13 protein-coding genes are annotated in these 18441 nt (G+C 62.8%); 2 read left to right on the top strand and 11 right to left on the bottom strand.

The window, feature by feature from the left end; genetic code table 11:
- Positions 1-9: 9 nt before the first annotated feature.
- The 8 genes from MY494_RS10660 to rpsT form a co-directional block, all read right to left on the bottom strand.
- The gene (locus MY494_RS10660) at positions 10-1752 is read right to left on the bottom strand and encodes a sodium:solute symporter family protein (RefSeq protein ID WP_247910223.1); all 1743 of its coding nucleotides are present in this window, start codon (positions 1750-1752) and stop codon (positions 10-12) included.
- Positions 1753-1798: 46 nt separating this feature from the next.
- Entirely contained in the window at positions 1799-2896 is a 1098-nt protein-coding gene (gene rlmN / locus MY494_RS10655; RefSeq protein ID WP_247910222.1) for a 23S rRNA (adenine(2503)-C(2))-methyltransferase RlmN, read from the bottom strand.
- Entirely contained in the window at positions 2896-3051 is a 156-nt protein-coding gene (locus tag MY494_RS10650) for a chlorophyll a/b-binding protein (RefSeq protein ID WP_247910221.1), read from the bottom strand. Before MY494_RS10650 ends, rlmN begins: the two co-directional genes overlap by 1 nt.
- Positions 3048-7154: a DNA-directed RNA polymerase subunit beta' gene (locus MY494_RS10645; RefSeq protein WP_247910220.1), complete on the bottom strand. Its 4107-nt coding sequence runs from the start codon at positions 7152-7154 to the stop codon at positions 3048-3050. The genes MY494_RS10650 and MY494_RS10645 overlap by 4 nt, the downstream gene beginning before the upstream one ends.
- 47 nt (positions 7155-7201) lie before the next feature.
- A complete protein-coding gene (locus MY494_RS10640) occupies positions 7202-9106 on the bottom strand; it encodes a DNA-directed RNA polymerase subunit gamma (RefSeq protein ID WP_247910219.1) in 1905 nt (634 codons plus the stop codon).
- A 79-nt stretch (positions 9107-9185) separates the two neighbouring features.
- On the bottom strand, positions 9186-12476 hold the full coding sequence (rpoB, locus tag MY494_RS10635; protein WP_247910218.1) for a DNA-directed RNA polymerase subunit beta: 3291 nt from the start codon (positions 12474-12476) through the stop codon (positions 9186-9188).
- 316 nt (positions 12477-12792) lie between these two features.
- Positions 12793-13614, bottom strand: a complete 822-nt coding sequence (locus MY494_RS10630; protein ID WP_247910217.1) for a TatD family hydrolase — start codon at positions 13612-13614, stop codon at positions 12793-12795.
- Positions 13615-13649: 35 nt separating this feature from the next.
- Complete coding sequence (gene rpsT / locus MY494_RS10625; protein WP_247910216.1) at positions 13650-13952, bottom strand: 30S ribosomal protein S20; 303 nt, start codon at positions 13950-13952, stop codon at positions 13650-13652.
- 108 nt (positions 13953-14060) lie between these two features.
- Here rpsT and hisD point away from each other — a divergent pair, with 108 nt between their 5' ends.
- Complete coding sequence (gene hisD / locus MY494_RS10620) at positions 14061-15395, top strand: histidinol dehydrogenase (protein WP_247910215.1); 1335 nt, start codon at positions 14061-14063, stop codon at positions 15393-15395.
- A 22-nt stretch (positions 15396-15417) separates the two neighbouring features.
- On the opposite strand, the gene rpiA is transcribed toward hisD, so the two are convergent.
- Genes rpiA through MY494_RS10605 form a run of 3 tightly spaced genes read right to left on the bottom strand, consistent with a single transcriptional unit; the run spans position 15418 to position 18089 of the window.
- Complete coding sequence (gene rpiA / locus MY494_RS10615; RefSeq protein WP_247912029.1) at positions 15418-16131, bottom strand: ribose-5-phosphate isomerase RpiA; 714 nt, start codon at positions 16129-16131, stop codon at positions 15418-15420.
- Between the two features lie 38 nt (positions 16132-16169).
- The gene (locus MY494_RS10610; protein WP_247910214.1) at positions 16170-17279 is read right to left on the bottom strand and encodes a trypsin-like peptidase domain-containing protein; all 1110 of its coding nucleotides are present in this window, start codon (positions 17277-17279) and stop codon (positions 16170-16172) included.
- Positions 17280-17297: 18 nt separating this feature from the next.
- Positions 17298-18089: a metallophosphoesterase gene (locus MY494_RS10605; RefSeq protein WP_247910213.1), complete on the bottom strand. Its 792-nt coding sequence runs from the start codon at positions 18087-18089 to the stop codon at positions 17298-17300.
- A gap of 52 nt (positions 18090-18141) precedes the next feature.
- On the opposite strand from MY494_RS10605, the gene MY494_RS10600 reads away from it, so the two are divergent.
- Entirely contained in the window at positions 18142-18411 is a 270-nt protein-coding gene (locus tag MY494_RS10600) for a hypothetical protein (RefSeq protein ID WP_247910212.1), read from the top strand.
- Positions 18412-18441: the final 30 nt, after the last annotated feature.

The raw sequence follows: 18441 nt of genomic DNA, 5'->3' as shown, positions 1-18441 counted from the left end.
GTATGGCCATCATCCCTCCGCCGGCACACGACCGCTGCCCCGGCGCAGCAACAACGCACCGACCACCGCCAGAACCAAACCACCCCAACCCCAGAACTGCAGCTTCAACAGGAAGCCACCGATTCCAAGCAGGGCACCAAAGAGCAAGGCACAACCGGCGATCAACAACAGCAGCAGGCCTGACAGGGTTTCATCGGCACTCACTCCCGTACGGCGGCGCCACTGGGTCCAACCAGGCCCCGGAGGACGGACCAGCCGAACGAAGCTCTCCAGAACCTCCGGTGATTCCGGCGGGGTCGCCAACATTGCCAGCAGCCACAGCACCGCCGTCAGCAGCGTGGTGACCAGGAGACGAATCCCGTAATCGTCAATGCGCAGAACGGGCACGACAGAGGTGGAGAAGCCAATCAAGAAACCCCCGAGCAACGCCGCCAGTTCAGCCGCAGCATTCACCCTCCACCAGAACCAGCGCAGGACAAGGACCACTCCCGGTCCGGTTCCCATGGCAATCACCAGACGGAAGACCGTGCCAATGCTGTTGCTCATCAGGGCGGTCAGCACACCGCAGACCACCAGCAACACCGAAGCCAGCTGACCAACCAGGAGCAGTTCCTTCTCGCTGGCCTGAGGCCGAACAAAGCGCTGATAAAGATCATGGGTGAGGTAGCTCGCCCCCCAATTCACCGAGGTGCTGACGGTGCTCATGAAGGCAGCCACCAGCGAGACCACAACCAACCCCAGGGCCACGGGGGGCAGCAGCTGCACCGCCAGCAGGGGATAGCTCTGCTCCCAGTCGGTCTGGTTGGGCAGCAAGACCACGGCGGCCAACGCCACCACGATCCAGGGCCAGCTACGCAGGACATAGTTCACCGCGAGGAAGACCCAACCGGCGGTGCGGGCCTCATGCTCATCGCGGGTCGCGAGCAGCCGCTGAATGAATTCGCCACCGCCATCGCTGCGGCGAAAGCTCCACCACTGCAGAGCCAAATAAGAGCTGAAGGTGGCGATCGAAATCCCAGCGCCATCGAGCCACTGCAGTCGTCCCCCCTCGACCTGCCAGGGCACCAGAGAGAGCAACTCCGGCCGAGCCAAACCGCGAATGCTCTCCAGCAGGGCATCCATGCCCCCGGCCGCATGGACCGCCGCCACCGACACCGCGATGGCCCCCATCAAGGCCAGGACGAGCTGGAGCAGGTCCGTGACCACCACCGCCCAGAGTCCCCCCGCAGCGGTGTAGATCAAGACCAGTAGAGCCACGATGGCCAGCAGGGTGACCTTGGCCTGAGGAGTGGGCGCCAAGCCCAGGGCCTCGCTCACCTTGGCCATGGCCAAAAAGGCATAGCCCAGGCCGATGCAGTTGATCGGCAGGGCAAACAAAAACGCCTTGATGCCGCGTAACCAGGCGGCCGTTGCCCCGCCGTAACGCAGTTCCGTTAGGGCCGCATCCGTCAGGACGCCGCTACGTCTCCACAGCGGAGCGAACACCACAGCCATGGCGACGTGGGCCACGCCGAAGCTCCACCACTCCCAGTTACCGGCGAGACCGCGCACCCCCACCAGACCGGCCACATAAAGGGGCGTATCGATCGAGAAGGTCGTGGCCGCCATCGAGGCACCAGCCAACCAACCCTTGAGCTGACGACCCGCGACGAAGTAATCGGCCTCACTCCGATTCCGGCGGGCCAGCCAGAGGCCAACGAAGAGGCTCGCCACCAGGTAGCCGATGACGATGGCCCAGTCGATGCGGGTCATGGACGCCCTTCACTGCGGGCAGTCTCCCTCAGTTGACCGGGTACGGCTACGCGGGCTCGAGGCTTCCTTCGAGGCGGCGCCGCAGCTGACCACAGGCGGCATCGGCATCCAATCCGCGGCTAGCACGAACGCTGACGGCCACATGTCGATCCATCAAGGAGCGACGGAAGGCCTCCACGGCCTGGGGGGTGGGGCGCTGGAACTCTTCTTCCTGAATCGGGTTGTAAGGGATCAAGTTGACATGGCTTTGGAAGCCGCGCAGCAGCTGCGCCAGGGCCGCCGCGTGGCGGGGTTGATCGTTCAAGCCCCCCAAGAGGATGTACTCAAAACTGACCCGGCGGCCGGTGATCTCCACGTAGCGGCGGCAGTCCTCCAGCAATGCCTCGATCGGGTAGGCATGGGCGGTGGGAATCAGCTCTTCTCGCAACCGCTGATCCGGTGCGTGCAAGCTCACCGCCAGGGTGAACTGAGCGCGCCCCAGGCGCTCGAGGGCCAACTCAGCCAAGCGGGGCAGGGTGCGCGGAACGCCAACGGTGCTGACGGTGATCTGACGCTGGGCCATACCCAGGTCAGTGCAGAGACAATCAATCGCAGCGAGGACCGACTCCACGTTGAGAAGGGGTTCACCCATTCCCATGAACACCACATGGCTCGGACGCTGGTCCATCACCTCACGGACGCTCAGGACCTGATCCACGATTTCGTGGACCGCCAAGGAGCGCTGCAGGCCTCCTTTACCGGTGGCGCAAAAGCGGCAGGCCATGGGGCATCCCACCTGGCTGCTGACGCAAACGGTGAGGCGCCCCTCAGCGGGGATGCCGACGGTCTCAATACTCAGGTGATCGTGGGTGCCCAGCAACAACTTGGTTGTGCCATCGCTGGCGACACTGCGATGGAGCTCCCGCGAACGGCCCATCCAATCGAAGGCACCAGAAGGAGGTTGCGCGGTTAGCTCCTCGCGAAACGCCTTAGGCAACACCGAGACCTGCTCAACGGAACGGGCTCCTTTGGCATAGAGCCAGTCGTGGAGTTGCCGGCCGCGAAAGGCCGCCTGGCCGTGCTGCTTGGCCCAGTGCTCCAAAGCAGAGAGGCCCATCCCCAGTAGGGGACGGGCCTCCTCAGGTGGCGTTCCTGGCTGGGGCATCAACCCCAAATCAGGAGAGCGTGCCCAAGCTTGTATTCCACGACGAGCAGGGCAATAAAGCCGAGCATCGCGACACGACCGTTGAGTCGTTCGGTGTGGGTGTGGAAGCCGTAGCGCGGTAGACGGCGCTGGGGAACGAGCTTGGGTTGGATCATGACTCGTCGGCGAGCAGGCCCTCATTTTGGAGGCCTTGAACGGCCTCAGGGTCAGCGATCAGCTCCTCCTCAAGGCCCTCCTCCACCGTGGGGCGGGTGAAGGCTGCGGTGGTGCTGGCGCTGGCCTCGATGCCATGGCGGCTGCGGGTGGCCTCGAGGTCCGCATCGGAGGGATCATCGAGCAGAGCACCGGCGTTAGCAGCAGAGGGAGCTGCCGGCATGTCAACGGTGTAATCGGGGCGCAGATTCTGCAGACGGCGGTAGTTCATCGCGTCCTCGTCGAGGATGTCCGGATGGGGACCGGCCTCGGCGCGCAGCTCCTCTTCGAAGCCGCTGAAACCGGTACCTGCAGGAATCAGGCGACCGATGATCACGTTCTCCTTGAGGCCGCGGAGCCAATCGCTCTTGCCCTCGATGGCAGCTTCAGTCAGCACGCGGGTGGTCTCCTGGAAGGAGGCCGCGGAGATGAAGCTGTCGGTGTTCAAGGAGGCCTTGGTGATACCCAGCAGCACCGGAGTGAACTCCGAAGGCGCACCACCGGTGATCGCCATGGCGCTGTTCACCTGCTCCACCTGACGGAGCTCGATCAGCTCACCAGGTAGCAGGGTGGTGTCTCCAGCATCCTCAATGCGGACCTTGCTGGTCATCTGACGAACAATCACCTCGATGTGTTTGTCGTCAATGGTCACGCCCTGGGACTTGTAGACGTTCTGGACTTCCTGCACCAGGCGGAACTGCAGCTTGGAGATCGCCTCCATCGCCGCTTCCAGGGTTGGCTTGCGGCTGCGCAGGTCTTCGAAGAAGCACTCCAGCAGCTCGTGGGGGTTGATCGGACCGTCGGTCAGCAGCTCACCAGCGGTGACTTGCTGGCTGTCGCTGACCATCACATTCCTTCCAAGAAGGATGGGGTACTCGCTGATGGAGTCGTCGCCTTCGATCACCGTGACGGTGACAGAGTCGTCGTCGTCGCCCTGCTTGATCTCGACGGTGCCGGCCTTGCGGCAGAGCACAGCCGATTCACGGGGACGGCGGGCTTCCAGCAGCTCCTCAATACGAGGCAGACCCTGGACGATGTCACCGGTCTTCTGGCGCTCAAACACCAGCAGAGCCAAGGAGTCACCGCGCTGAACCAGTTCTCCATCGCGAACGTGCAGAACGGAATCGGGCGAGACCATGTAGGGGCGGCCCAGGCGGATGGTGACCTGGCTGCCGTCCACGCTCTCCACCTGACCGCAGCAGGGAGCAGGAACACCCTTAGCCAGTTGGTCGCCATCGACGAAGCGCTGACCCGGCTTGACCTCGGCCTTGGCAGAACCCAGGTCGATGATGCGGGTGTCGCTCGCGCGCTCGACAATCAAACGACGGACCGGCTCGCCTTCGATCACGGCGGGAACCTGAACCACACCGTCTTCCTTGCAGAGGATTTGAGTGGTGGCAACCACCTCACCAGCCTTCACGCTGTCGCCGTCATTGACGGAGAGCTCGGTGTGGGTGGAACCGTGGCTGGCATCGGAGAGGGTGTCGCGACGGACCAGCAGGCTCTCGAGAATGACCAGCTGGAGGCGCTCGATGGTCTTGGCGCGCTTATCCGGGACGGCCTCAACATCCACCGTCATTTGAGGGGTGGTGTCAAAGGTTTCGAGGATCAGCTGCGTGCGCAGCAGTTCAACGCCCTCGACGCTCTTGATGAGCTCGCCGTCCTTGAAGGCCAGACGCTGGGTGGCCTTGAGGCCCAGGCTGGGACCATTCTTCTGGGTGACGCTACCGAGATCGGGCAGGTGTGCTGCATCGGGAATGCGGTATTCCTCGACCGGACGCAGCAACAGGGCTCCACCCTCGGGGGTATCCACAGCCTCCACAAAGACCATGGCCTCGGCCTTCAGACCCTTGGCGATCTCCTCACCAGGGTTCACCATCTTGCCGTCGCTATAGCGCGCAACGACCTTGGCGTCGGAGACGTTGTGCAGCTGACCCGAGCGAACGATGATCTCGCGAAGAATGTCGTTCTTCTGGGTGACGGAGACGATGCCCGCGGTCTGGCTGAAGATGTCCTTCACCACCTCGGTGCCGGCTTCAATCCACTGACCGTCTTCGATCATCAACAGGGAGATGTCCTTGTTGATTTCATGGGTCTCCTGCGGGATCCAGAGCAAGGTGCCGCCCTTGTTGACCTCGTAGCCGTTCTTGGCACTACGCGCCTTCTTGATGGCCAGGCCAGGGGCGAACTTCACGACGCCGCCGGTCTGGGTACGGAAGCGATCGTCCGCGAGTTCAGCGATCACCTCACCGTTGCCAATCTTGGTGCCGGGGTGGGTATTCAGGCGATAGCGAATGTTGTCCTTGCCCTCGAGGTGCCAGAGCTCACCGGCGTGGGTGGATTCACCCAGCAGCTTGCAGTCCTTCAGGGTGAGGCTGGCGGTGACGATCTGAACCTCACGGGAGTCGCCAGCGCTCTCGCGCAGACGAACCGCACCGCCGTACTCGCTGACCAGACGGCTTTCTGCCAGCACTTCGCCCGTGGTGACATTGGTGTTGCCCTCGATCACCGGCTGAGCATTGGGCGGCAGGTTGTAAACGTCGCCGCTGTACACCCACATCCGGCCGAGACGCTGAGCCTTGAAGGTGCTGTTGCCCTGGCGGTCAGTGACCTCCCTCGGCTGGATCGCGTCCTCGTAGCGAACCTGGCCAGCCAGGTCGCAGATCACGTCCTTGGTGGCCTTCTCCACGCTCTTCTTCACGGCAGCGCCGGAAGAGATCTGAGCCAGCATCGTGTCAGCAGCCACCTCAGCTGCGTCGGCGACGAAGAGCAGGGAACCCGAGGTGATGGAGAGCTTCTGGGTCTTGCCGCTGCCGCTGGGCTTCAGGGTCAAGGTGAAGTCGGTCTCAGCGATCTGAGCCTCCACGCCGTGCGGGGTCCGGAACGGACGCACGCGGGCCTTGGCACCGAACTCAATGGTGCCGGCGATTTGAGAGCGGACCACACCCGTCTCAGCGGTGGACACACCACCGGTGTGGAAGGTCCGCATGGTGAGCTGGGTGCCAGGCTCACCGATGGACTGGGCAGCGACGATGCCAACAGCTTCACCGAGGTCCACCAGCTGGTTGTGGGCCAGGGCCCAGCCGTAGCACTTGCGGCAAACCGAACGGGCGGCTTCGCAGGTCAGCGGTGAACGAACCACCACGGTCTGCACAGCGGCTGCTTCGATCTGGGCGGTGATCACGGCGTCGATCTCGCCGTCGCGATCGACGATCACATTGCCTTCGCCATCGAGAACGGGCTCAGCGGCCAGGCGACCAACAAGCTTGGCGGCGTAACGGCCCTTATCGTCAGCGTTAATGGGGATGCCACGGGTGGTGCCGCAGTCGTCTTCGCGGACAATCACGTCCTGGGCAACGTCCACCAGGCGGCGGGTGAGGTAGCCGGAGTCAGCGGTCCGCAGTGCCGTATCCACCAGACCCTTACGGGCGCCATAGGAGGAGATGACGTACTCGGTAACCGTCAGGCCTTCGCGGAAGTTGGTTCGAATCGGAAGGTCGATGATTTCCCCTTGCGGGTTCGCCATCAGACCGCGCATGCCCACCAGCTGACGGACCTGGGACATGTTTCCCCGGGCCCCAGAGTTGGCCATCATCCAGACCGAATTCAGCGGGTCGTTCTCGTTGAAGTTCTTCTTGACTTCTTCAACCAGACGCTCGTTGGTTTCCGTCCAGGTATCGATCACCTTGGTGTGACGTTCCACCTCGGTGATCTCACCCAAGCGGTAGCGCTCTTCGGTGTCGGTGATCTGCTGTTCAGCTTCTTCCAGCAGACGGGCCTTTTCGCCTGGAATACGCAGGTCGTCCACGGAGATGGAGACGGCGGCCTGGGTCGCGTAGTGGAAACCGAGATCCTTGAGTTCGTCAGCCAAGGAGGCGGTGGCCGCGGTGCCGTGGTTCTTGTAGGCCCACGCCATCAAGTTCCGCAGTTGCTTCTTGTCGATCGTGCGGTTACGGAACACCGGAGCCGCCTTGCTCAACGGAGCGTTTGCGGGAGCCGGAGCCGCGGCTTTTGACGACTTCTTGCTGGACTTCTTGCTGGTTTTTTTGGAGGGGGTGGCGGTCATGGCTGCGCGCGATGAAGGGGAGTTAGGGGTTGAAAACGTCCGGGATCTCAGGCGGCTGCCACCGCATCGATGATCGTGCTGTTCATCACCACACGTCCGACGGTGGTCAACAGATAACGGCTGATCACAGCACCGTCCTCGTCGAGACGATCACGACGGAAGCTCCACTGTTCAATCCGAGTCCCATCGCTAAGGGTCTCCTGCTGGAGGGGCTCCTTGGCTTCTCCTTCGGTATCGACTTCACCGTTGAAGCGGACCCAGACCCAGTCATGCATGGTCAGGTGCTTGTCTTCAAAAGCATTCAGCACATCACGCAGGCCAGCGAAGGTGCGGCTGCGGTCACCGAATTCAGGCTTGGTGAGCGAAGGCTGTTCAGCGGTGAGGTAATAAGAACCCAACACCATGTCCTGGGACGGCGTGATGATCGGGTCACCCGTTGCAGGGGAAAGAATGTTGTTGCTGGCCAGCATCAACATGCGGGCCTCGGTCTGCGCCTCGATCGCCAGCGGCACGTGAACGGCCATCTGGTCCCCGTCAAAGTCAGCGTTGAAGGCGGGACAGACCAGAGGGTGCAACTGGATGGCACGGCCATCCACCAGCTTCGGCTCGAAGGCCTGAATACCGAGACGGTGCAGGGTTGGTGCACGGTTCAGCATGATCGGGTGACCATCGATCACCTCCTGGAGCACCTGCATCACCTCATCGTCGGCGCGCTGAATCAGCTTCTTCGCGGCCTTGATGTTGTTGACGATGTTCTGACGGATCAGACGGTGGATCACGAAGGGCTGGAACAGCTCGATCGCCATCTCTTTGGGCAGACCGCACTGATGCATCTTCAGCTTCGGACCCACCACGATCACTGAACGACCGGAGTAGTCAACGCGCTTACCCAGGAGGTTCTGACGGAAGCGGCCCTGCTTGCCCTCAATGATGTCGCTCAGTGATTTGAGCGGACGGTTGTTCGCACCCACCACGGTGCGTCCGCGGCGACCGTTATCGATCAGGGCATCCACGGCCTCCTGCAGCATCCGCTTCTCATTGCGGACGATGATTTCAGGGGCGAGGATCTCCTGCAGGCGAGCCAACCGGTTGTTCCGGTTGATCACACGGCGATAGAGGTCGTTGAGGTCGGATGTCGCAAAACGACCGCCATCGAGCTGCACCATTGGGCGCAGGTCCGGGGGGATAACCGGGATCACGTCCAGGACCATCCACTCAGGACGGGCACCGGTGGCGATGAAGTTGTCGATCACGCGCAGGCGCTTGATCAACTTGGCCCGCTTCTGGCCCTTAGAACCAGCGATCTCCTCGCGGAGCTGTTCGGCAACAACAGGGAGATCGAGATCCTCCAGGAGTTGCTTGAGCGCCTCAGCACCGATGCCAACGGTGGGCTCGTTCTCAATCTCCGAGTCTTCGGCGTAGATCTCGTCTTCAATCTCCAGCCACTCGTCTTCGGTGAGCAGCTGCTTGTAGGTCAGGTCCTTGTGGTCGCCCTGATCGAGCACCACGTAGCAGTTGAAATAAACAATCTGCTCAACATCCCGCAGGGGCATGTCCAGCAGGATGGCCACATAGCTGGGGATGCCCTTCAGGTACCAAACGTGTGAGACCGGAGCCGCGAGCTTGATGAAGCCCATCCGGTGACGACGCACCCGGCTTTCCGTGACCTCCACACCGCAGCGCTCGCAGACGATGCCGCGGTGGCGCACCCGCTTGTACTTACCGCAATGGCACTCCCAGTCTTTGGAGGGGCCAAAGATCTTCTCGCAGAAGAGCCCGTCCATTTCGGGCTTCAGGGTGCGGTAGTTGATGGTTTCGGGCTTGGTGACCTCGCCCACCACCTGACCGTTAGGCAGCGTGCGCTGCCCCCACTGCATGACCCGCTCGGGTGAGGCGAGCGTGATCTTGACGTAATCGAAGTGGTTTTCGGTGCGGAGATTGCTGTTGGTCATGACCTAAGAGCGCGCGGAGAGCTGAAGAAACGAAGGGATCTGACGGTCACCCAAACGGGTGGGCCGGATTGATCAGCAATCAGTCGTCGTCGTAATCCGCGACGCCGAGGGATTCGTAGGTGGGTCGGTTGGGGGTGCTGCGGCGAGGGTTCACGTCCTGCATCAGGTCGACTTCCTCGCCCGCATCGGTGTACACCGCGATGTCGAGACCCAGGGACTGGAGCTCGCGCATGAGCACCTTGAACGACTCCGGGGTGCCAGGACGGGGGATGGGCTTGCCCTTGACGATGGCATTGAGCGCCTCGTTTCGGCCCTGCATGTCGTCGGACTTGACGGTGAGCAGTTCCTGCAGCGTGTAGGCGGCGCCATAGGCCTCGAGGGCCCAGACCTCCATCTCACCAAGACGCTGACCGCCCTGTTGAGCCTTACCGCCCAGGGGCTGCTGGGTGACCAGGGAGTAGGGACCGGTGGAGCGGGCGTGGATCTTGTCGTCCACCAGGTGAACCAGCTTGAGGATGTGGGCATAACCCACGGTCACGGGCTGGTCGAAGGCCTCGCCGGTCCGCCCGTCGATCAACTGGATCTTGCCGGGGTTGTCAGGGTTATAGACCCAGTCCTTTCCGGGCTGAGACTTGGCCGCCTCGAGATAAGCCTGGACGGTGTTCTTGGAGGTTTCAGGGCCATGCATTTCGTCGAAGGGCACCACCTTGACGCGGCAATCCAGGTGGGACGCAGCCCAACCCATCAAGCACTCGAACACCTGTCCAACGTTCATCCGGCTCGGCACACCCAGGGGGTTGAGCACGATGTCGATGGGGGTGCCATCGGGCAGGTAGGGCATGTCCTCCAGGGGAAGGATTCGGCTGATGATGCCCTTGTTGCCATGGCGGCCGGCCATCTTGTCGCCGACCTGGATCTTGCGGCGCTGGGCCACATAGACCCGGACCACCATGTTCGCGCCGGGCGGCAGCTCGTCGCCCTGCTCACGGGTATAGATCCGAACATCGACCACACGGCCCCGCTCAGTGCTGGGAACGCGGAGTGAGTTGTCGCGGACATCGCGGGCCTTCTCACCGAAGATCGCGCGCAGCAGCTTCTCTTCAGGGGGCTGATCGGACTCACCCTTGGGGGTCACCTTGCCCACCAGGATGTCGCCGCTTTCGACGTAGGCACCGATGCGGATGATGCCCATCTCGTCGAGGTTGCCCAGGCTCTCCTCGGCGACGTTGGGGATCTCACGGGTGATCTCCTCAGGTCCAAGCTTGGTCTGACGGGCTTCGATCTCGTACTTCTCGATGTGAACCGAGGTGTAGAGGTCGTCGCGCACCAGGCGCTCGGAGACGAGGATCGCGTCCTCGTAGTTGTAGCCCTCCCAGGGCATGTAAGCGATCAGAACGTTCTGACCCAGGGCGATTTCGCCACCCTCACAGGCAGAACCGTTGGCCAGGACCTGACCAGCGATGACCTGATCGCCGAGCTTGACGATCGGGCGGTGGTTCAGGCAGGTGTCCTGGTTGGAGCGCTGGTACTTCTGCAGGTAATGGGTGTGGTCGTTCCCCTCTTCGTCACGGATGACGATCGCGGTGGCATCCACAAAGGTCACCGTGCCATTGACGGTGGTGATGGGCACCATCCCCGAGTCGCGGGCGACCTGGGTCTCCAGACCGGTACCGACCAGAGGACGCTCGGGGCGCAGCAGAGGCACGGCCTGGCGCTGCATGTTCGAGCCCATCAGGGCCCGGTTGGCGTCGTCGTGCTCGAGGAAGGGGATCAGCGAGGTCGCAACGGAGATCACCTGAACCGGTGAGAGCTGCACGTAGTCGACCTGCTCGGGGGGCACGGTCTCGAAGTCCTGGCGATAGCGCACGGGAACCAGATCGGCCTTGATCCGGCCGTCCGCATCGGTGGCGACGTCGCCAGGGGCAACGCGGCACTCGTCTTCGAGGTCAGCCGAGAGGTAGAGGGGGTCGCCCTGCTTCAGAACGATCCCGTCTTCGACCTTCCAGAAGGGGGTCTCAATGAAGCCGTACTCATTCACCCGGGCGTGGGTGGCCAGGGAGCCGATCAGACCTGCGTTCGGACCTTCAGGGGTCTCAATCGGGCAGATCCGGCCGTAGTGGGAAGGATGGATGTCACGCACAGCAAAGCCGGCGCGCTCACGGGTCAGACCGCCTGGGCCGAGGGCGCTGATGCGGCGCTTGTGGGTCAGCTCAGCCAGAGGGTTCGTCTGGTCCATGAACTGGCTCAGCTGGCTGGAGCCAAAGAACTCCTTGATCGCCGCCACCAGGGGCTTGGGGTTCACCAGCTGCGCAGGGGTCAGACTCTCGGTCTCACCAACGGTCATGCGCTCTTTGATGATCCGCTCGAGGCGGTTCAGACCGACGCGAACCTGGTTCTGCAGCAATTCGCCCACGGAGCGAACGCGGCGGTTACCGAGGTGGTCAATGTCATCAAGGGTGGCGCCACCCACATCGAGCTCAAGGTTGATCAGATAGTCGATCGTGCTGAGCACGTCCTCAGGGGTGAGGGTGCGCGTCGCATCAGGGATGGTCAGGCGCAGCTTCTTGTTGATCTTGTAGCGACCAACCCGGCCCAGGTCGTAGCGCTTGGGATCGAAGAAACGGCTGTGCAGCAGGGTTTGACCACCGCTCACCGAGGGGGGTTCACCCGGACGCAGCTTCTTGTAGAGCTCCAGCAGGGCCTGGTCTTCCGAGGCAATGCCTTCGTCGTTCGCCGCCTCGATGGACTTTTGGTAGTACTCGGGGTGCCGCAGCTTGTCGAGAACGTCGTTGTCGGACAGGCCGATGGCCCGCATCAACACGTGGGCGTTGATCTTGCGGGTTTTGTCGACACGAACGTGCAGCAGGTCGTTCTTGTCGGTTTCAAACTTCAGCCAGGCACCACGGTTGGGGATCAGGCTGGCGTTAAAGGTCTTGCGGCCGTTCTTGTCCTGCTCGTCCTTGAAATAGACGCCGGGGGAACGCACGATCTGGTTCACGATCACGCGCTCTGCACCGTTGATGATGAAGGTGCCGCGCTCGGTCATCAGGGGCAGTTCCCCGATGAAGACTTCCTGCTCCTTGATCTCGCCGGTCTCCTTGTTGACCAGGCGGCAGGTCACATACATCTGGGACGCGAAGGTCGCGTCACGGCGCTTGGCCTCTTCAACGTCGTGACGAGGGCGCTTCAGGCGGTACTCGCTACCGATGAAGTGCAGCTCAAGCTTGCCGGTGTAGTCGGTGATCGGGGAGAAGCTCTCCAGCTCCTCGATCAGGCCCTTCTCCAGAAACCATTTGAAGCTCGCGCGCTGCACCTCCACCAGATCGGGGAGGTAAGTGGCGGTCTTGGCGACCTGAATCGCGCTGCTCATGCGGTGAACCTGCAGGAACGGGTGAAACGGAACGGAGGGCCTGGACAGAAGTTTCAGAACCAGGCGGTGATCAAGACAGATCAGGGGATGTCAGCGCGACACCACCACACAGACGACAGAGCCAGCCGCTCCCGAAGGGGACGGCTGGCCAGCTGAGGCGCCTATTCAGATCGCTTGAACACCGCAGGAAACGACAACTCGCACCGGAAAGACAACGCACCACTGGTCATGGGCTAACTCACCAGATCCCTGGTAAGCGCTCTCGGGCTGCAACGAGCACGGATAAATCACGACTCGCTGCCAGGCCAATGAAACATCATACATTGTGAAGAGCGGGACCAAACAGCGCACATGCGTTGGAGGTGCTCTGTAAGGCGACGGCCTGCAGAGAGTCCTGGCGCAGCTCTGCAACCCGCTGAGCCACGGCCATGACATAGGACGGTTCGTTGCGCTTTCCACGTCGCGGCACCGGGGCCAAGAACGGGCAATCGGTCTCCACCAGGAAGCGCTCAGCCGGAACCGCCTGGGCACAAGCGTGGGTGTCGGTGGCCTTCGGGAAGGTCACGTTTCCGCTGAAGCTGATGTAGAGGCCAAGCTCAAGAAAGCCCTGCATCTCCTCAGGGGTCCCGCTCCAGCAGTGCATCACGCCTTTGGGACAGGCGCCTCGATCCGCACGATCGCGCAACTCGCTCAGCATCGGCTCGGCGGCATCACGGCAGTGAATGATCACCGGAAGATCCAGCTCCACGGCAAGATCGAGCTGGGGCCGCAGCATCGCCAGCTGCTGCTCGAGATTTTTGTCGCGGAAGAGATCCAGGCCGAGCTCTCCGATCGCCACAACCCTGGGGTCGGCCTGCGCCGCCTCCCGCAGCACCTGTTGCGTATCGGGGGCCCAATGTTCCGGGTCCAGGGGATGGACACCGACGGAGTAGCGGAGCTCAGGAAATCGATCCGCTAGCGCTCGAATCGCCGGAATTTCAGAGGGCTCCACACATGCGTGAAGGAGGCGACCCACGCCGGCATCCCGCCAGCGTTGGGCAACCTCCTCCAAGTCCTCGTCAAAATTTCGAAAGACGATGTGGCAGTGGCTATCAATCAAAGGAGCCGAAAGGCTCTCGAGAGCAACGGCAGCTGCCATGGATCCAAGGGTCACCTTGGATCCAACCTAAAAAATCAGGCCTTCGCTGCGGGCTCGATCGCGCTCTTGACAGCAGCGCTCAAACGAGATTTCTGATGGGCACCGTTATTGCGGTGCAGCACGCCGACCTTGACGGCCTTATCAATCTTGCTGAAAGCAGCGCTGAGGCTCGACTGGACGGCCTGCTTGGCGGCGTCGCCAGGCTCCTGGGTGTAGGCCGTGCAAGCAGTGAAGCAACGCTTCATCAGGGTGCGGACCGCAGACTTGTAGGTGCGGTTGTGCAGACGATTGCGCTCAGCAATCTCAATGCGTTTCTTCGACGACTTGTTATTGGCCACAGACGGTAAGGCGCTGATTCGGCAGTTGGCAAGCTTACCCCCTGGCTGGCAACCACTCCCCAGGAGCTGAGCAACTAGCTTGAAGAGTCACCGCAGCACAACGGTTTCGTGACCGCCAGCTCCCCTCCAAGCCGTGCCGAGTCCATCGCGCAGCTGCAGATTGAGCTGCTCCGGGATGCCGAGCAAGCCGGTCAACGGCTTGAGGCCATTGCCGAGCGCACCGGAAGTGGTCAAAGCCGCGACGTTGCTCAACGGGTCGAGTCGATCCTCGAGCAGGTCCAGCACCAGGGCGATGCCGCCCTCTTTGAGCTGACGGAGCGATTCGACGGGGTGCGCCCTGACCCCCTGCGCGTCCCCCAAGAGGAGATCAAGGCGGCATGGGCCGCCACACCCTCGGAGTTGCAGGAGGCCCTGGGCCTGGCCCACCGCCGAATCCTGGATTTTCACCAACGCCAACTCCCCAACGATCTGGCCATCACCGGTCAGCACGGTGAACGCCTGGGCCGCCGCTGGCGGCCGGTGGAGCGGGCCGGTCTGTACGTCCCCGGTGGCCGCGCCAGCTACCCGAGCACTGTTCTGATGAACGCCGTGCCCGCCAAGGTCGCTGGGGTCCAGCGGGTGGTCATGGTCACCCCTCCCGGTCCAGACGGCCGGATCAACACCACCGTCTTGGCCGCAGCCCATCTGGCTGGCATCGATGAGATCTACCGGGTCGGAGGTGCCCAAGCCGTCGGAGCCCTGGCCTACGGCACCGAATCCATCCCCAGGGTCGACGTCATCAGCGGTCCGGGCAATCTCTACGTGACCTTGGCTAAGAAAGCGGTCTATGGCCGGGTGGCCATCGATTCACTCGCCGGCCCCAGTGAAGTGCTGGTCATTGCTGACGGGAGCGCCAACCCCGACCATGTCGCGGCCGATCTGCTGGCCCAGGCGGAGCATGACCCCCTGGCAGCAGCCATCTTGCTGACCACCAGCGAGGACCTGGCGCAAGCCATCCCCGGAGCCATCGAGAAGCAACTAGAGGGGCACCCCCGCGCCACCATCACCCGCCAGGCCCTGAACGACTGGGGCTTGATCGTGGTCTGCTCGAACCTGGACGAGGCAGCCCAACTCAGCGATCGCTTCGCTCCAGAACACCTGGAACTGCAGGTGGAGCACCCTGAGCCCCTGGCCGACCAAATCCAACAGGCCGGGGCCATCTTCATGGGGGCCTGGACTCCGGAAGCCGTTGGCGATTACCTGGCCGGCCCAAACCACACCCTGCCCACCGCGGGGACGGCCCGGTTTGCTGGAGCCCTGTGTGTGGAGACCTTCATGCGCCACACCAGCTTGATTCAGTTCAACCGGCAAGCCTTGGAAGCCACTGGCACTGCCGTTGGCATCCTGGCCGACAGTGAAGGACTCCACAGCCACGCGGAGTCCGTCCGCCGCCGGCTGACCTAACGCCTAAACCAGCGGGCGCGGGTCAGCGCTTGACCAGGTCCCGAACGCCAGCGACGCCATCGGTGATTTCACCGACCAGCACCTGGTCAGTGATGTTCACGAACAGGCCGTTCTCCAGGACACCGGGGAGGTTGTTGATCTCCTTCTCCAAGCTGACGGGATCGCCGATGCCGCCGCTGAACTTGACATCCAGCACCAGGTTGCCCTGATCGGTCACCACCGGGCCGGCCTTCTTGAGCGCCATGCGGAGCTGGGCATCACCACCCATCTCTTTAAGTTGCCCCTGAACCTGACGCCAGGCACCGGGCATCACTTCGACAGGAAGCAGGAAGCCCAGGTTGAGCGTGTCCACAAGCTTGGTGGAATCCACCACCACCACGAAGCGCTTGGCGCGGACCGCCACCAGCTTTTCCTGAACATGGCAGGCGCCACCGCCCTTGATCAGCTGGAAGGAGGGATCCACCTCATCGGCACCATCGATGGCCAGATCGATTCGATCCACCGCATTCAGGCTCTGCAACGGAATACCCAGCTCGGCCGCCAGTACCTCTCCTTGAAAGGAGGTCGTGACCCCAACAATGTCCTGCAGTTCGCCGCTTTTGAGCTTGGCGCCGAGGGCCTGAATCATCAGGGCCGCGGTTGAACCTGACCCCAGGCCCACCACCATGCCGCTCTGGATCTGCTCGGTGGCAGCCGCAGCGACCGCCTGTTTCATTTGATCCTGCAGATCCGCCATCACGCCGTTTTCACTGACCGGCGACCGTAGCTCAGGCCTCACGAATGCGGCATCGCCTCAGGACGGATCGAGAGATCCATCTGTTCCTCACCGCGCAACACCTGGATCGCCAGGACATCTCCAATCTTGGAGGCCTCCACCAAGCGAAGCAGCCCCCCGGGGTCCCGGACCTGTTGATCCGCCGCCTGCACCACCAGGTCTCCGCGGCGTAGGCCCGCACGCTCGGCAGGACTACCTGGAATCACCCGTTGCACCAGCGCCCCATCCCGCTCGGGAAGCTGCAGTAGAGCATTGGGGTCAGCGTTGTTGTCGCGGGCCAACCGTGGATTCAGGGGAACCAGCTGCAGGCCCAGATAGGGATGCAGCACGGAATCCCCTTGGCTCAATTGGGCCGCAACCCCTTTGGCCAAGTTGATCGGGATCGCAAAGCCCAGTCCGGCCCCAGGGCCCGAACGCACCAGGGTGTTAATGCCGATGACCTCGCCGCTGGCATTGATCAGTGGGCCACCGGAATTGCCCGGGTTGATCGCCGCATCGGTCTGAATCAACTCCAGACGCTTATCCGAAAAACCCAGGCTGGTGATGTTGCGGTGCAGGCTGCTGACAATGCCCAGGGTGACGGTGCGCTCAAGGCCGTAGGGCGTGCCCAGAGCGATCGCCCAATCCCCCACCTCCAGTGCACCGGAGTCCCCTAGGGGAGCGGACTTCAAGCCCGGGGTCTTGGCGATCCGGACCACTGCCAGATCGGTCACGGGGTCAATGCCCAAGACCGAGCCCTCCAGTTCTTCACCACTGGCCAGGGTCACCTCAACCCGTTCGGCACCATCCACGACGTGGGCGTTGGTCAGGACCATGCCCTGGCCATCGATCACGATCCCAGAGCCTTGACCGCGTTCGCGGCTGCTGGGGATCTGATCGCCAAACATCTCCCGCAGCAACGGATCACTGAAAGAGGGATCCAGACCGATTCGAGGAATGGTTCTCTCGGTATCGATCCGCACGACCGCAGGACCCACACGCTTCACAGCAGCCGAGACAAAGCTGCGATTGGAGGCGCCCCCGAAATCCGCCCAGGCCGGATCCGCCGGGAGCCACGCCGAACACACGAGCGCCAGGGCCAGCAGAAAGCGCACCACGATCCGCGACACCCCCAAAGTCCGCCAAGGCTAGGCAGATTCCAAAGGAGACCAGCGCAGCAGGGTCGAGACCACCTCTGCGGAATCCTGCAGGGTGAGCCACCGGCCCCCTGGCCAATCCGAATGCCCTAAGGGGCAGGGCTGCACAGCCGCAAACGGCGCCAGCGACGAAGGACACGCCCAAAGGGGAATCGGAGGGCCGCCACCGGCGCGAGGCAGTTCCCCCTGCCAATGCTGATGGACATGGCCAAACAGAACGGCCTTGATCACCGGGGCCTGCTGGAGGCACTGCAAAAGGGGCCCCGAATCCTGCAGCGCGATCGGGTCCAGTCCAGGGTCCCCGATTGGCACCGGGGGATGGTGAAGGGCCAGAACCACGGGCTGTCGAGCAGCCGCCAGCTGGCGCTCCAGCCAGGCCAGCTGCCGAGGATCGAGGGAACCCGCAACACAACCACTGCGGTGGGTCGAGAGCAAGAGCAGGGTCCAGCCACCGCAGTCCAGGGCCGCCGGGGCGATCACCGCCCGCCGTCCCAAGGCCGCGCGAAGCAAGGCCAGATGGTCATGGTTACCCGGGGTCAAGGCCAAGGGCACCTGCTGAAGCGCCTCAAACTGATCCAAAGCGTCCAGCAGACGCCGATAGCCACCCCAACTCTCGTCCTGGCAGAGGTCTCCGGTGATCAAGAGCAGATCCGGTCGCCGATCGATCTGAACCAGGGCCTGCCTGAGGCCATGGACCAAGGAAGTCATGGAGGGGCGACCGCGGCAATAACCACCTGGGTCTGCCAACAGATGGGGATCGCTGAACTGCAGGAGGCCTGGCACACCAATCGACCGGGACTTGCGCCCTAAGTTGCCCCTTCTTTCACGAGCTGGCATGGCCGCTATTCCCTCGGGCACCCGTCAACGCTGCGCGCTTTGCCAAGTGGAGATCCAGGGCCTCGTGGGTGGAGTCGAGCAGGTGCACTTCAGCCAAGGCCAGCCCTCCACCCGCTCCAAGCTCTACGCACGGGTTTGCCAGTTCCTGCGCACCGATGAACAGAAAGCGCAGTGCCTGAATCAGGACCCCAGCTTGAGGGGAGAGACCCAGCCTGGCGATTCCTACATGGAACCCCCGGCCGCAGATCTCAGCGGCATGGGGGCCTGACGCTCCGACGGCGATCGCGTAGGGTTTGCT

The organism is Synechococcus sp. A10-1-5-1, from assembly GCF_023115425.1.
Classification (GTDB): Bacteria; Cyanobacteriota; Cyanobacteriia; order PCC-6307; family Cyanobiaceae; genus Vulcanococcus.
The sequence above is the reverse complement of the archived record's forward strand: the minus strand, read 5'-3'. Positions and strand labels throughout refer to the sequence as shown.

Bases quoted from the DNA above. Each gene is read 5' to 3' on its own strand.
- MY494_RS10600 (WP_247910212.1), top strand. From the start codon at position 18,142: ATGGCCGCTATTCCCTCGGGCACCCGTCAACGCTGCGCGCTTTGCCAA.
- rlmN (WP_247910222.1), bottom strand. From the start codon at position 2,896: ATGCCCCAGCCAGGAACGCCACCTGAGGAGGCCCGTCCCCTACTGGGG.
- rpoB (WP_247910218.1), bottom strand. From the start codon at position 12,476: ATGAGCAGCGCGATTCAGGTCGCCAAGACCGCCACTTACCTCCCCGAT.
- rpiA (WP_247912029.1), bottom strand. From the start codon at position 16,131: ATGGCGGATCTGCAGGATCAAATGAAACAGGCGGTCGCTGCGGCTGCC.
- MY494_RS10645 (WP_247910220.1), bottom strand. From the start codon at position 7,154: ATGACCGCCACCCCCTCCAAAAAAACCAGCAAGAAGTCCAGCAAGAAG.
- MY494_RS10650 (WP_247910221.1), bottom strand. From the start codon at position 3,051: ATGATCCAACCCAAGCTCGTTCCCCAGCGCCGTCTACCGCGCTACGGC.
- MY494_RS10660 (WP_247910223.1), bottom strand. From the start codon at position 1,752: ATGACCCGCATCGACTGGGCCATCGTCATCGGCTACCTGGTGGCGAGC.
- MY494_RS10630 (WP_247910217.1), bottom strand. From the start codon at position 13,614: ATGGCAGCTGCCGTTGCTCTCGAGAGCCTTTCGGCTCCTTTGATTGAT.
- MY494_RS10640 (WP_247910219.1), bottom strand. From the start codon at position 9,106: ATGACCAACAGCAATCTCCGCACCGAAAACCACTTCGATTACGTCAAG.